The organism is Chromohalobacter israelensis DSM 3043 (assembly GCF_000055785.1).
GTDB lineage: Bacteria > Pseudomonadota > Gammaproteobacteria > Pseudomonadales > Halomonadaceae > Chromohalobacter > Chromohalobacter israelensis.
The window spans coordinates 2,885,508-2,899,151 of the sequence record NC_007963.1 but is presented as its reverse complement, the minus strand read 5'-3'; the positions used below and the strand labels follow the sequence as shown (position 1 = coordinate 2,899,151).

General features: G+C 66.2%; 12 protein-coding genes. 9 read left to right on the top strand and 3 right to left on the bottom strand.

Features of this window, described 5'->3' with window-relative positions:
* The first annotated feature begins 17 nt into the window (after positions 1-17).
* The 6 genes from ribD (at position 18) to CSAL_RS13070 (ending at position 5,093) form a co-directional block, all read left to right on the top strand.
* Positions 18-1,160 carry a bifunctional diaminohydroxyphosphoribosylaminopyrimidine deaminase/5-amino-6-(5-phosphoribosylamino)uracil reductase RibD gene (gene ribD / locus CSAL_RS13095; RefSeq protein ID WP_011507878.1) on the top strand — a complete coding sequence of 381 codons (1,143 nt, stop codon included), beginning with the start codon at positions 18-20 and terminating at the stop codon, positions 1,158-1,160.
* A gap of 175 nt (positions 1,161-1,335) precedes the next feature.
* On the top strand, positions 1,336-2,496 hold the full coding sequence (gene ribBA / locus CSAL_RS13090) for a bifunctional 3,4-dihydroxy-2-butanone-4-phosphate synthase/GTP cyclohydrolase II (protein WP_011507877.1): 1,161 nt from the start codon (positions 1,336-1,338) through the stop codon (positions 2,494-2,496).
* Between the two features lie 186 nt (positions 2,497-2,682).
* Complete coding sequence (ribH, locus tag CSAL_RS13085) at positions 2,683-3,165, top strand: 6,7-dimethyl-8-ribityllumazine synthase (protein ID WP_011507876.1); 483 nt, start codon at positions 2,683-2,685, stop codon at positions 3,163-3,165.
* Positions 3,162-3,662: a transcription antitermination factor NusB gene (nusB, locus tag CSAL_RS13080; RefSeq protein ID WP_011507875.1), complete on the top strand. Its 501-nt coding sequence runs from the start codon at positions 3,162-3,164 to the stop codon at positions 3,660-3,662. The genes ribH and nusB overlap by 4 nt, the downstream gene beginning before the upstream one ends.
* 1 nt (position 3,663) lies before the next feature.
* Positions 3,664-4,623: a thiamine-phosphate kinase gene (gene thiL, locus CSAL_RS13075; RefSeq protein WP_011507874.1), complete on the top strand. Its 960-nt coding sequence runs from the start codon at positions 3,664-3,666 to the stop codon at positions 4,621-4,623.
* Positions 4,620-5,093 (top strand): phosphatidylglycerophosphatase A family protein, encoded by a 474-nt coding sequence (locus CSAL_RS13070; protein ID WP_011507873.1) that lies wholly within the window; start codon positions 4,620-4,622, stop codon positions 5,091-5,093. Before thiL ends, CSAL_RS13070 begins: the two co-directional genes overlap by 4 nt.
* A 156-nt stretch (positions 5,094-5,249) precedes the next feature.
* On the opposite strand, the gene mqo is transcribed toward CSAL_RS13070, so the two are convergent.
* Together mqo and CSAL_RS13060 are read right to left on the bottom strand one after the other, a co-directional pair.
* Positions 5,250-6,776, bottom strand: a complete 1,527-nt coding sequence (gene mqo / locus CSAL_RS13065) for a malate dehydrogenase (quinone) (protein ID WP_011507872.1) — start codon at positions 6,774-6,776, stop codon at positions 5,250-5,252.
* A gap of 192 nt (positions 6,777-6,968) precedes the next feature.
* Positions 6,969-7,625, bottom strand: coding sequence for a histidinol-phosphatase (locus CSAL_RS13060; RefSeq protein ID WP_011507871.1), 657 nt, complete (start codon positions 7,623-7,625; stop codon positions 6,969-6,971).
* 162 nt (positions 7,626-7,787) lie between these two features.
* Here CSAL_RS13060 and CSAL_RS13055 point away from each other — a divergent pair, with 162 nt between their 5' ends.
* Positions 7,788-8,285, top strand: a complete 498-nt coding sequence (locus CSAL_RS13055) for an RNA pyrophosphohydrolase (RefSeq protein ID WP_035415254.1) — start codon at positions 7,788-7,790, stop codon at positions 8,283-8,285.
* A 107-nt stretch (positions 8,286-8,392) separates the two neighbouring features.
* A complete protein-coding gene (gene ptsP, locus CSAL_RS13050) occupies positions 8,393-10,654 on the top strand; it encodes a phosphoenolpyruvate--protein phosphotransferase (protein ID WP_035415060.1) in 2,262 nt (753 codons plus the stop codon).
* Between the two features lie 16 nt (positions 10,655-10,670).
* On the opposite strand, the gene CSAL_RS13045 is transcribed toward ptsP, so the two are convergent.
* Positions 10,671-11,444 (bottom strand): NRDE family protein, encoded by a 774-nt coding sequence (locus CSAL_RS13045; RefSeq protein ID WP_011507868.1) that lies wholly within the window; start codon positions 11,442-11,444, stop codon positions 10,671-10,673.
* Positions 11,445-11,617: 173 nt separating this feature from the next.
* Between CSAL_RS13045 and CSAL_RS17755 the strand changes: the two genes are divergently transcribed.
* A complete protein-coding gene (locus CSAL_RS17755; RefSeq protein WP_050934539.1) occupies positions 11,618-13,603 on the top strand; it encodes a response regulator in 1,986 nt (661 codons plus the stop codon).
* Positions 13,604-13,644: the final 41 nt, after the last annotated feature.

Here is a 13,644-nt window from a genome sequence, read left to right as displayed (position 1 = left end):
ATGCCTCAGGAGATTCGATGACTCCGCCGTCCCCCGAAGCCTGCATGGCGCGTGCGCTGCAGTTGGCGCGCCATGGCTGCTATACCACGCATCCCAATCCGCGTGTCGGCTGCGTCGTGGTCAATGCCGGCCGCATCGTCGGCGAGGGATATCACGCCTATGCCGGCGGCCCGCATGCCGAGGTGCATGCCTTGCGCGAGGCGGGCGACGCCGCCGCGGGCGCCACGGTCTACGTGACACTGGAGCCCTGTTCCCACCATGGCCGCACGCCGCCCTGTGCCCAGGCGTTGATCGATGCCGGCGTGCGCCGTGTCGTGGTCGCCATGGTCGATCCCAATCCCCAGGTGGCCGGGCGTGGCGTGGCCATGCTGCGCGAGGCGGGCATCGAGGTAGACGTGGGGCTCTTGGCGACCGACGCGGAGGCGCTCAATGTCGGCTTCGTCAAGCGCATGCGCGATGGCTTGCCGTTCGTGCGCTTGAAGATGGCGATGAGCCTGGACGGGCGTACCGCCATGGCCAGCGGGGAGTCGCAATGGATCACCGGGGCGTCCGCCCGTACCGAAGTGCAGCGCTTGCGCGCGCGGGCCAGTGCGGTGATGACCGGGGTCGATTCGGTGATCTTCGACAACTCGCGGCTCACCGTGCGCGCCGATCAGCTCGCGCTCGAAGACGGCGAGACCATCGCCCGTCGACAGCCCTTGCGCGTGGTGGTGGACTCGCGCCTGCGCTTGCCGCTGGCGGCGGCCTGCCTGCGCGAGCCGGGGCGCACCCTGGTGGCCACCTGTACCCCCGACGAGGCACGCCGCGAGGCCTTGTCGCGAGCCGGCGCCGAGGTGCTGATGCTGCCCGCCGACGAGGGCGGCCGCGTCGATCTGCGCGCGCTGCTGGCGTATCTGGCGCGCGACGAGCAGTGCAACGAGGTCCTGCTGGAAACCGGGGCGACGCTGGCCGGTGCCATGCTCGATCTCGAGGCGATCGACGAGATGCACCTGTTCGTGGCGCCGACGCTGCTCGGCGGCGAAGCGCGTCCCCTGTTCGCCCTGCCGGGGCTGGAACGCATGGCGCAGCAACGTCCGCTGCACATCGACGACATTCGCGCCGTGGGCCAGGACTGGCGGATCGTGGCGCGGCCCTCGCGCAGCGCCAAGGACGAAGCGTGAGCCTTCACTCACATGGGCGCTGCCACTGGCGCGTCGGCGCGCTTGCAGGTACTCTGGGCGCCGACCTGACTGGGTGTCGGGCTGCCACGACGCCCGCGTTGTCACGCAACGACACCCCCTAGACGGCGCCGATGCCCGCGACGCATCGGTGTACGAGACGAGCATCGGAGACACCATGGCGCTTTCATCCAAACAGGGCTTGGCTTCCATCGACGCCATCGTCGAGGACATCCGCCAAGGCAAGATGGTCATTCTCATGGACGATGAGGATCGCGAGAACGAAGGCGATATCATCATGGCCGCCGAGTGCGTCGACGCCGAGCACATCAATTTCATGGCGCGCTACGCCCGCGGCCTGATCTGCCTGCCGATGACCCGGGAGCGTTGCGAACGCCTCGAACTGCCCTTGATGGTCCGCGACAACGGCTCCGGTTTCGGTACCAAGTTCACCGTTTCCATCGAAGCCGCGCGCGGCGTGTCCACGGGGATCTCCGCCTCCGACCGTGCTCGCACCGTACGTGCGGCGGCGGCGCGCGACGCCGTGGCCGCGGATATCGTCCAGCCAGGGCATATCTTTCCGCTGATGGCCGAGCCGGGTGGCGTGTTGCGGCGCGCCGGGCATACCGAGGCGGCATGCGACCTGGCCGCCATGGCCGGTTTCGAACCGAGCGGCGTGATCTGCGAGGTCATGAACGATGACGGCAGCATGGCGCGTCGCGACGAGCTCGAACGTTTCGCCGCCGAGCATGACATCAAGATCGGCACCATCGCCGATCTGATTCACTACCGTATTCACCACGAGCGCACCGTCGACGAGGTCGAGCGCAGCGTCGTCGATACCGCTTTCGGCGAGTTGACCCTGCACGTCTTCCGCGACCGCATCCAGAATACGCATCATCTGGCGCTGGTGAAGGGCACCCCGCGCACCGAGTCGCCGACCACCGTACGTGTGCACATCGCCGATACGCTGCGCGACCTGCTGATGCTGACCAGGCCGGATAGCCACAGCTGGACCGCTGCCAGTGCCCTGGCCCAGATCGCCGACGCCGAGGCGGGCGTGTTCGTGCTGCTCGATGACGGCCGACCGCGGCTCGATCTGAAAGACCAGCTCGACGTGCTGCTCGGACGCAAGCCGGCCCCGCGTTCCAGCGAGTCCGACGGCGCCGGCAATTATCTGACCATCGGCACCGGCTCGCAGATTCTGCGCCAGCTGGGTGTGGGGCAGATGCGGCTGTTGAGTTCGCCGTGGAAGTTCTCCGCGCTTTCCGGTTTCGACCTCGAGGTCGTCGAACGGGTCGGAGGCGATACCCCCGAGAGCGACCAGCCGGTAGAATAGGCCTTCATCCATTCGACCGCCGCGCCCTGGGGCGTCGGCGGCCGGTCGTGCCGGTCGCAAGCGACGACCGCGGACGTGGCCCGAGGGTCGCGTCATGGCGGCGTAAGCGATCACTTCACTGGCACGTACCGACATAGCTGATATATCGTGCGCGAAGTTTCGCGCTTCCAGACCCGGGATTTGAAAATGCAACCGATCTCTCAAGTCGAGGGTGGCTACACCGATGTCGATGGCCGTTATGTCATCGTCGTGGGCCGCTTCAATCATCATGTGGTCGATAGCCTGGTGGAAGGGGCCGTGGACAGCCTCGTCCGTCATGGCGTGGACGAAGAAAACGTCGACATCATCCACGTGCCCGGCGCCTGGGAACTGCCGCTGGCCGTCAAGCGTGCCCTGCGGGTACTCAAGCCCGATGCCGTCATCGCCCTGGGCGCGGTGATTCGGGGCGGTACGCCGCATTTCGAGTACGTGGCGGGCAACTGCAACAGCGCGCTGAGCAGTTTGCAGCTGGAGTCCGACACGCCCATCGCCAATGGCGTGCTGACCGTCAACTCCATCGAGCAGGCCATCGAGCGCGCCGGGACCAAGGCCGGCAACAAGGGCGCCGAGGCGGCCATGGCGGCGATGGAAATGGTCTCGCTGTTCAAACGCTTCGGGGGTGAGGCATGAGCCAGACGCCACGTGAGGCGACCCCGGCTCAGCAATCGCGGCGTGCGGCGCGTGAGCTGGCGGTGCAGGGACTCTACCAATGGCAGATGACCGGCAAGTCGATCACGGCGGTGGAGTCGGAGTTCCGGGCGCAGATCGCCGATGAGGACCTCGAAGACCACGAGAACTGGCACAAGGTCATGGGAATCGCCGACCTGGCGCTGTTCCACGAGCTGCTGCACAACGTGGCCGCCGACCGCGAGGCCATCGACAAGACCATCGCGCCGTTGCTCGACCGGCGTCTCGAGGACCTCGACCGTATCGAGCTGGCGATTCTGCGGCTGGGCGCCTACGAGCTGAAGTATCGCCTCGAGGTGCCGTACCGTGCGGTGATCAACGAAGGCATCGAACTGGCCAAGGCGTTCGGCGCCACCGATGGCCACAAGTATGTCAACGGTATTCTCGACAAGCTGGCGAGTCGCTTGCGGAGTGCCGAGGTCGCTGCGCGCCGTCGCTGACATGTTGGGTGAATTCGACATCATCGCGCGTTATTTCACCACGCCCGATAGCGAACCGCCGATGCCCGGCGTGGCGCTGGGCGTCGGCGACGATTGCGCCCTGTTGAGTCCGGAGGCCGGTCACGAACTGGCGCTGAGCGTGGATACCTCGGTGGTCGACGTGCACTTTCCCGGCGATGCGCCGCCCGAGGCCATCGGGCATCGCGCGCTGGCCGTCGCACTTTCCGATCTGGCGGCGATGGGGGCGCGTCCGCGGGGGTGTCTGATGGCGCTGACGCTCTCGCACGCCGAGCCCGACTGGCTGGAACGTTTCGCCCACGGGTTTCGCGAACTCGGCCGGCGCACCGCGACGCCGCTCATCGGCGGCGATGTCACACGCGGCTCTCTGTCGATCGGGGTCACCGTGATCGGCGATGTACCTGCCGGCCAGGCGTTGCGCCGTACCGGCGCGGCCCCGGGCGAGCGTCTGGCGGTGACGGGGTCGCTGGGCGGCGGTCACGCCGGGTTGCGCATGTGGCAGGCGGGTGGTCACGATCTCGCGGACCCCCTGCTGGCCGCCTATCTGACGCCCACGCCGCAGCTCGCTGCCGGTCAGGCCCTGCGTGACCTGGCCTCGGCGGGGCTGGACATTTCCGACGGGCTTCTGGCCGATCTCGGTCATCTGTGCCGGGCTTCGGGGGTGGGGGCCGTCCTGTCGCCCGATGACCTGCCGCTTGCGCCTTCCCTCGACATGACCCTGGGCCGCGAGGCCGCATTGCATGCCGCGCTCAACGGCGGCGACGATTATCAACTGCTGGTCAGCGTGCCGGATGCCGCCTGGGCGGATGCCCAGCAACGTTGCGCCGCGTGCGATGTCGCCTTGACCGAGATCGGGCGGGTCACCGCCGAGCCGGGCATACGAGGCATTCCCGAGACGCTCCAAGGAGTGGGATGGCAGCACTTCACAGGAGGCGCCTCATGAATCGCGCGCCACGCAGCGTCTGGCGTCGCCCTTCGCATTTTCTGGCCTTCGGGCTTGGCAGCGGGGCGATTCCCTTTGCACCGGGAACCTTCGGCACCTTGGCAGCGATCCCGTTTTACTGGCTGCTGTCGGGGTTGACCCTCGAGTGGTACCTGGGACTGGTGGGCATTGCCTCGCTGCTGGGCATTTGGCTATGCGACAAGACTTCCCGCGACCTGGGGGTGCATGATCACTCCGGCATCGTCTGGGATGAGTTCGTCGGCTACTGGCTCACCATGGCGGCGGTGCCTTTTTCCTGGGAGGCGGCGCTATGGGGGTTCGTGGTGTTCCGGGTCTTCGACATCATCAAGCCGTGGCCGATTCGCTGGGTCGACCGCCGCGTGGCGGGCGGCTTCGGAATCATGTTCGATGACGTGCTGGCCGGCGTCTATGCCTGGAGCACCATGCACCTGTGGTTTTGGCTGCACTGAGGCGCGCTTGCCCCGAGCGGTGCCGGCGGCCTTGAGCCTGGCGTGCCGCACGCTTGCGCCCCGGACATGAAAAAGCGCCTCGACCCTTGGGTCGAGGCGCTTTTCGTTGCAGCAGGGCTTTCGTTGCAGCAGGGCTTCCGAGACAGTGGCGCGGCTTCAGGTCACCGGTTCGGGACTGGGCTGCGTGTCCACCAGCTTGAGGGTGTCGTGCGTGCGGCGGCGCACGTCGCGCAGCAGGTCGCCGTTGTCGGCCAGGGTCTCGGCACGAGCGGGCACGAGATCGTGCAGGCGCTGCTGCCATGCCTGGCTGGCGAACTTCTCGGGGAAGCACTGTTCGACGAGATTGAGCATGATCGAGGTGGCGGTGGAGGCGCCGGGCGAGGCGCCCAGCAGTGCCGCCAGCGAGCCGTCACTGGCGGCCACGACCTCGGTGCCGAACTGCAGGATGCCGCCTTTCTGCGGGTCCTTCTTGATCACCTGGACGCGCTGACCGGCGACTTCGAGGCGCCAGTCGTCATTCTTGGCCATGGGATAGAACGTGCGCAGCTCGTCGACACGTTGCTCGTGCGACAGCCGTACCTGATCGATCAGGTACTTGACCAGGCTGAAGTTGTCACGCGCCACCGAGAGCATGGGGCTCAGGTTGGAGGAGCGCACGGACTTGGCCAGATCCATCACCGAGCCGGTCTTCAGGAACTTGGTGGTGAAGCCGGCGAAGGGGCCGAACAGCAGCGAGGGCGAGCCATCGACGTTGCGTGTGTCGAGATGCGGCACCGACATGGGAGGCGCGCCGATGGGCGCCTTGCTGTAGACCTTGGCATTGTGGCGCGAGACGATCTCGGGCTTGTCGCAGCGCAGCCATTGGCCACTGACCGGGAAGCCCGCGTAGCCCTTGCCTTCGGGAATGCCGCTCTTCTGCAGAAGATGCAGCGAGGCGCCGCCGGCGCCCAGGAACACGAAGCGTGCGTTCAGGGTGCGCTGGGTGTCGTCGTTGCCCGCGATCTTGATGCGCCAGCTGCCGTCTTCATTGCGCGTCAAGTCCTCGACCGTCTGGCCGGTAGTGATGCGTACCTGCTCGTCGGGTTTTTCCTCGAGGCGAGCGAGCAATTGGCGGGTCAGCGCGCCGAAATCGACATCGGTGCCGGTGGCCACGCGTGTCGCCGCGAGCGGTTCATCGCCTTCGCGACCGTCGAGCAGCAGCGGCGCCCACTGGCCGATGACGCTGCGATCCTCGGTGTATTCCATGCCTTCGAAACAGGGATGCTCGCGCATGGCGTGGTAGCGATCGCGCAGGAAGCGCACGTCGTCCTCGCCGCGCACGAAGCTCATGTGCGGAACGGGATGCACGAAACGGCCGGGGTCGCCGAGATTGCCTTTCTCGACCAGGTAGCTCCAGAACTGCTTGGACTCTTCGAACAGGGTGTTGGTATGAATGGCCTTGTCGAGCGAGATCGAGCCGTCGTCGGCGCGGGGCGTGTAGTTGAGTTCGCACAAGCCGGCGTGACCGGTGCCGGCATTGTTCCAGGCAAATGAGCTTTCGCTGGCGGTGCTGTCGAGACGCTCGATGATCTCGATGCGGGCATCCGGTTCCAGCTCGTGAAGCAGGGTCGCGAGCGTGGCGCTCATGACGCCCGCGCCCACGAGTACAATGTCTACTGACTCATCCATATGCGTGCCAACCATTCACGTAACCCTTACACAAGGTGCGTCGGTCAGCCGGCAAGCGGCGTCTCGAACTGCGACCGGCGCGATGGAATTTGATGCATTGCATTATAACGGTTTTGGCCGGGAAATACTGCATCCCCAAGGTCGACTTTATGACTAATGATAAAGCCATAAGGAATCCCTTTGGCGACCGATAAACCGTCGCCGGGATCAATCGCGCAGGCTGAGAATGCGCCATCCGCGCTGCGTGGCGGCTTCACGCAAGGCGTCGTCGGGGTCGACCGCGACGGGGTGGTCGACACGCTCGAGCAGCGGCAGGTCGTTATGCGAGTCGCTGTAGAACCAGGCGCCGTCCAGCGTGACGTCTTCCTCGGCCAGCCAGGCATCGAGACGTTCGACCTTGCCTTCGCGAAAGCTGGGCGTGCCGACCACGCGGCCGGTGTAGTGGCCGGCCTCGATCTCGGGCTCGACGGCAATCAGGTCGTCGACGCCCAGGCGCTCGGCGATGGGGCCGGTGATGAAGCGGTTGGTGGCGGTGATGATCAACAGCCGATCGCCCTTGGCACGATGACGCGCCAGCAGCTCCTCGCCTCGGGTCAGGATGTGCGGCTCAATCTTGCTGGCCATGAACTGCTGATGCCAGGCGGCCAGTTGTTCGGGCGTGTTCTCGGCCAGCGGCTTAAGGGCGAGAGCCAGGTAGGCCATGATGTCGAGCGTGCCGTCCTGATACTGCTGATAGAAGCGCTCGTTGGCGTCGCGGTAGGTCGTCGCGTCGACGGCGCCTTGCTCGATGAGGAACTCGCCCCAGGCGTGGTCGCTGTCGAGGTCCAGTAGCGTGTTGTCGAGATCGAAGATCGCCAGGCTCAAGGAAGGCTCCTTGCATCGTGCAGGGTGAAGGGGACGAGTCGTGGTGTCGAAGGGAAGGGATTATCGCAGAGTTACCGAATGTTGCCCACCGCAAGGCGTATTGATGCGCTTTCTGGCTTTGTGGAAGAATGGCTTCAACGAAGATTCATTAAGGTGATGTCCGTGATCGACGCTGACGGCTTCAGGCCCAACGTTGGCATCATCATTGCCAACCGCAGCGGACAGCTGCTCTGGGCGCGTCGTGTGGGACAGAATGCGTGGCAATTTCCGCAAGGAGGGATCAAGGCGCATGAGACACCGGAACAGGCATTGTATCGGGAGCTCGAGGAAGAGATCGGCTTGACGCCGGAGGATGTCGAGATCCTGGCCTGTACGCGCGGATGGCTGCGCTACCGTCTCCCACGACGCATGGTGAGAACGCATTCGAGGCCGGTGTGCATCGGCCAGAAACAAAAATGGTTCCTGCTCAAGATCCGTTGCCGGGATAGCCGGATCTGCGTGGATTCCACCCCCAAGCCGGAGTTCGATGGCTGGCGCTGGGTGAGCTACTGGTATCCACTGGGACAGGTCGTGCCTTTCAAGCGTGAAGTCTACCGCCGCGCCTTGCGGGAACTGGCGCCGCGCGTGCACCGCTTGGCGAACGAAGAGGGACCTTGCTAGCCGCGGGCGTGCCTCCGGCCGACGCGGCCCCGCTGGGCGGCCCCCGCCACGTTCGCCTCAGATCAACCGTCGCACGCACGCCGTGACGACAACAAGAAGAAATGCTCATGCTCGACGTTCTCCGACGCATCATTCAGGAAGTCAACGGCGCGCGTAGCCTGGAAGCCGCGCTGGCGACCATGGTGCGCCGAATTCGCAAGGCGATGCGCACCGATGTGTGCTCCGTCTATCTATTCGATGCCGAGCGCGATCGCCTGGTGCTCATGGATACCCTGGGCCTGCGTACCCAGGCGGTGGGACAGGTGAGCATGCCGCTGGGCGAAGGGCTGGTCGGGCTGGTCGGCCAGCGCGAGGAGCCTCTCAACCTCGAGGATGCACCGTCGCATCCGTATTTCCGCTATTTTGCCGAAACTGGCGAGGAGCGCTTTTCGAGCTTCCTCGGCGTGCCGATCATTCACCAGCGCCGCATGCTCGGGGTGCTGGTCGTGCAGCAGCAGGCCATGCGTCGCTTCGATGAAGGCGAGGAGGCCTTCCTGATCACCATGGCGGCCCAACTGGCCGGCGTGCTGGCGCATGCCATGGCCACGGGCACGCTGACCCGTCCGACCGAGGCCGATGGCCAGGCGATGTTCTCCGGCATCGCGGCATCGCCTGGCATGGCGGTGGGAGAACTGGTGGTGCTGATGCCCCCGGCCGACCTGAACAGCGTGCCCGACTTGATTCCCACCGACATCGATGCCGAGATCGCGCGTCTGCACGAGGCCATCGATAACGTGCGCAAGGAGATCGGCGTCGCGGCCGCGCGCCTGGTCAAGCGTATTTCCGCCCAGGAAGTCGCCCTGTTCGATGTCTATCAGCAGATGCTGGGGGACGCTGCGCTGGGCCAGGAAGTCGAGAAGCGCATTCGCGAAGGGCAGTGGGCACCCGGCGCGCTGGCCGATGTGGTCAAGCGGCACGTGCAATACCTGGAGCGTGTCGACGACAACTACCTGCGCGAACGGGCCGCCGACATTCGCGACCTGGGGCGGCGCGTGCTGTCGCACCTGCAGGAAGACAGTCCGCGCACGCCGGATACCTTCCCCGAGCAGACCATCCTGATCGGCGACGAGCTGAGTGCCGCCTCGCTCGGCGAGGTGCCGCGCGACAAGCTGGTCGGCCTGGTGTCGATTCGCGGGTCGAGCACCTCGCATGTCGCCATCCTCGCCCGGGCAATGGGCATCCCCACGGTACTGGGGATGGTGGACTTGCCACTGCCCCGCCTCAACGGCGCGCGCGCGATCCTCGATGGCCATCGCGGGCGCTTGTTCGTACGCCCGGATGCGGAACGCGAACACCACTATCGCAACCTGATCGCCGAGGAACGCGCGCTGAGCGATGTGCTCGAGCACGAGCAGGACCGCCCCAGCGAGACACCCGACGGTCACAGCATGCCGCTGATGGTCAACACCGGACTGACGGTGGAGGCCGTGGCCTCGCTCAAGTCCCGGGTCGGCGGCGTGGGGCTCTATCGCACCGAGGTGCCGTTCATGATGAACGAGCGCTTTCCCAGCGAGCAGGAGCAGACGCGGCTGTACCGCGATCAGCTCGAGAGCTTCGCGCCGCTGCCGGTGGTGATGCGTACGCTGGATATCGGCGGTGACAAGGACTTGCCGTACTTTCCCATCGACGAGGCCAATCCGTTCCTGGGGTGGCGGGGCATCCGCGTGACGCTGGATCATCCCGAGGTGTTGATGGTGCAGTTGCGGGCGATGCTGCGCGCCTCGGTGGGGCTCGACAACCTGTGCATCCTGCTGCCCATGATCTCGAGCATCGAGGAGGTCGATGCTGCGCTCAAACTCATCGACCGTGCCCTGCGCGAGCTGGCGGAGGAGGGCGTGAGCCTGGCGCGGCCGCGCATCGGGGTGATGATCGAGGTGCCGGGAACCCTGTATCAGCTGGATGCCCTGGCCGCGCGGGTCGATTTCTTCTCGGTGGGCAGCAACGACCTGACCCAGTACCTGCTGGCGGTGGATCGCAACAACCCGCGCGTGGCCAGCCTCTACGACGCCTGCCATCCGGCGGTGCTGAGCGCCTTGTCCCATCTCGCCCGCGAGTCGCGGCGGCTGCGGGTGCCGGCCTCGGTGTGCGGCGAGCTGGCGGGGGACCCCGCGGGTGCCTTGCTGCTGATGGGGATGGGCTTCGAGACGCTATCCATGAATGCGCCCAGCCTGTCGCGCGTGCGTGCAGCGATTCGGCGTGTATCGCTGAAGGATGCCTGCACGCTGCTGGACGAGACCCTGCAACTGCCCACGACGGCGGCGGTGCGTGCGCATCTGCGGCAACGCCTGGGCGGCTGGAAACTCGCCCACCTCCTGCCCCCCGAGGACTGAACGACGGGCGTGACGGTCACGGCGTAGACAAGGCAAGACGTTGCTCGCTGTCTCCGTCCCGTCTGGCATCGGGGCCGAAGCGCGCTTCTTGCAGCACGATGGCGTCACGCCGCCATTCCACCAATGTCGTGGCTCGCGTGCCGTAACGCTGGCCGCGAATGAAGATCGGCGACAGGAAGCGTTCCATTTCCAGACCGACGCCGGTGTCGGGCAGCCGGTCGGCAGGGGCCGGACGCGTGTCGCGCATCAGGGCCCAGGCGTGGGCCTGCCATGACGTCTGTGCGAGGGCATGCGCGAATCCCTCGCGGGCTCTTTCCAGCTTCGGCCAGGGGGTATCCAGCGTGGCGTTGGAGACCCCGTGCACGCCGGGCGAAAGGGACGTCAGCGTCGTCGCCTCCGGGCCGTGATGCAGGTGCCACAGCGCGTTGCCATCGCAGTACAACAGGTTGAACCAGGCGTATGCCGCTGCCTCGCCGGCGGCGAGCGCCTCGAGCCACTCGCCTGGTGCCTCGTGGGTCAAGGCGCGGCAGGGCAAGGCGCCACGACTCGGCGGCGCGGCAGGGGCGGGATGAAGGGGCGCACGGACGTTGGTGACGGCGGCCAGGCGCCCGGCCGTCGACGCCGCGAGCCAGGTGCCGCCGGCCTGAAGATCTCGCCCGCCGACCAGTGACGGTGCATCTTCCCAGGGCGCCAGGGCGCGTGTCGGCCTGTCGTGGGTTTCGTCGCGGTTGGCGGCGAGACGCAGTGGTACCTCGTCCCCCGGACGCCAGTCGAAAACGATCAAGCACATGGCGTATGCCTCTCGGTGGCTGCATGCCGCCAGCCTAACGCGCCACACCCGGCCCCGCACGCGTCATGACAGTCGATAAGCGAGCGCGTACACTCGCTGCATCGATACGGGCAGGGTAGAGAATGCACCACGCTGCGACTTCTTCGAGCGTCCATCGTTCGCGTTGGAAGGCCTTGCTGGGGCCCTTGCTGCTGGCCGAGATCGGCTTCACGCTGCTGTGTCTCGGCGCCGGTGCCTTGATCTGGCAGGCCAGCGAGCGTCGTGAAACGGAAAACGAACTGGCGCGCCTGCAGGCGTCGCACAGTGTCTACGCGCGCCAGCTGGATACACGCCTGTCGACTCAGCAGCAGCACTTGCGCATGCTGTCGCGCGCCACGCGTCGTGTACTGGTGTCAGCAGCCACGCAGACCAGACCGGCTCGCATCCTGACATCGGACCTGCCCGCGGTGTTGTCCCACGATGATGTCGAACGCGTGATGACCACGCTGCTGGACGACTACTACGCCATGGACTCCCTGGTCAGCCGTCTCTTCGTGATGCCCGAGGGCATGCGTGCCTTCAGCGTTCCCGAGCCTCTGCACGAGACCGCCTTGCCTCCCTACCAGCGCGATGCGACACCGCAGGGGACAGACAGCGTGGTCTGGTGGCCGCGGGCGTCCTCGCCGGAGGGGTACCTGGTCGCGACGCGAAATGTCATCGAAGACGGCCACTATCTCGCGAGAGTGGGGCTGGAAATTTCCATGGCCCAGTTGCAACAGCTCATTCGCGATGAAGCGGGCAGCGCCGGCGAACATTGGCTGGTCGATGCCGAAGGGCGCTCGCTGATGCGTGACGAGGCCACGCGCATATTGCCCGACGCGGCAGGACGTTATGGCATGCAATGGCTGGAAGGACGGGACCAGGCACTGCTCTGGGATACCCTGCCAAGCACCGGCTGGCGGCTGGTGAGTCGTCTTCGTCTTCCCGACGACAGTGCCTGGCAGAAGGCGCTCCCATGGCTGAGCATCGGCCTGATCATGGGCAATGTGCTGATCTTCGCGGGTTTCGTGATGGTGCTCTACTGGCGCATGCAGCGCGAAGAGGAAGGCTGGCAAGCGGCCTTGGCGGGGCTGGGAGGATGGTTGACGCGGCTGGGCGAGACGCCGCCGTCTCACGAGGACACGTCGTACACGACGCTCGAGACGATGCTGGCGCGCCTCGAGCCTCACTTGCGGGAGCGGGCATCGAGCGACGACTGGGACATGGTTTCCTGGTCGGGACGCTTGCAGTTGCCGGCCCTGCTGACCGAAGGCGGCATGCTCGTCGGCCTCAACCCCACTCTGGCCGGCTTGATGGGGGAGCGTCCCGATGCCTTTCGCGGCACCACGCTGTCGGCATGGCTGGCACCGCGCCTCGTCGATGACCAGCGCCGTCGAATTCGCCTGACTGATGCGCGCGGCGATACGCGTGAATATCGGCTCGAGTGCTTGACCGTTCAAGGCGAGCATACGGTGTGGGGGCTTTTCGATCAGGCCGACATCGATGACACCCTGCATCAGCTGCGCGTGGCGCGCGATCAGGCGCGTGAGGATGCGCGGCTCAAATCCGGCTACCTCGATCATCTGCGCCAGGAACTCGAGTCGGCGCTGACGGACACGGCGGCTCGGGACGATCAGGATTCGCCTGGTACCGCGGCGTTGCGCAAACGCCTCGACGACGCGCTGATGCTGCTGGAGACCTTGACCGAGCGTCCCAAGGGACCCGAGGCAGCCGCGCAAGAATCGCGGCCACGCGTGCTGGTGGTCGACGACGGTCCCGTGAATACGCTACTGGCCTGCAGCGTGCTCGAGCGCCAGGGATGTCAGGTGGAGACCGCCACCAGTGGCGAGGAAGCCCTGGCGCTGGCCGAGCATCAGGCGTTCGACCTGGTGTTCATGGACATCTACATGCCGTCACTGGACGGCATGGAAACCAGCCGACGCTGGCGGCGTCTGGAAAGGCGGCTCGCCAGGGGGCATGCCAGTGTCCTGGTGGCGCTGACCGCGAATGTCACGGAAGCCGGGCGGGAAGCCTTTCTGCAAGCCGGCATGGACGATTGTCTGGCGAAACCGTACCGGCCGGGCGATCTGGTGGCCATGGTGCGTCGCTGGCTGGGAACGGCCAACCCGTCGGACGAGTAGTCGGCGCTTCAGCGCCATCGTTGCCGCCCGGCGGCGGCTAT

Bases quoted from the DNA above. Each gene is read 5' to 3' on its own strand.
- ribH (WP_011507876.1), top strand. From the start codon at position 2,683: ATGCAACCGATCTCTCAAGTCGAGGGTGGCTACACCGATGTCGATGGC.
- nusB (WP_011507875.1), top strand. From the start codon at position 3,162: ATGAGCCAGACGCCACGTGAGGCGACCCCGGCTCAGCAATCGCGGCGT.
- mqo (WP_011507872.1), bottom strand. From the start codon at position 6,776: ATGGTTGGCACGCATATGGATGAGTCAGTAGACATTGTACTCGTGGGC.
- CSAL_RS13070 (WP_011507873.1), top strand. From the start codon at position 4,620: ATGAATCGCGCGCCACGCAGCGTCTGGCGTCGCCCTTCGCATTTTCTG.
- thiL (WP_011507874.1), top strand. From the start codon at position 3,664: ATGTTGGGTGAATTCGACATCATCGCGCGTTATTTCACCACGCCCGAT.
- CSAL_RS13045 (WP_011507868.1), bottom strand. From the start codon at position 11,444: ATGTGCTTGATCGTTTTCGACTGGCGTCCGGGGGACGAGGTACCACTG.
- ribD (WP_011507878.1), top strand. From the start codon at position 18: ATGACTCCGCCGTCCCCCGAAGCCTGCATGGCGCGTGCGCTGCAGTTG.
- ribBA (WP_011507877.1), top strand. From the start codon at position 1,336: ATGGCGCTTTCATCCAAACAGGGCTTGGCTTCCATCGACGCCATCGTC.
- ptsP (WP_035415060.1), top strand. From the start codon at position 8,393: ATGCTCGACGTTCTCCGACGCATCATTCAGGAAGTCAACGGCGCGCGT.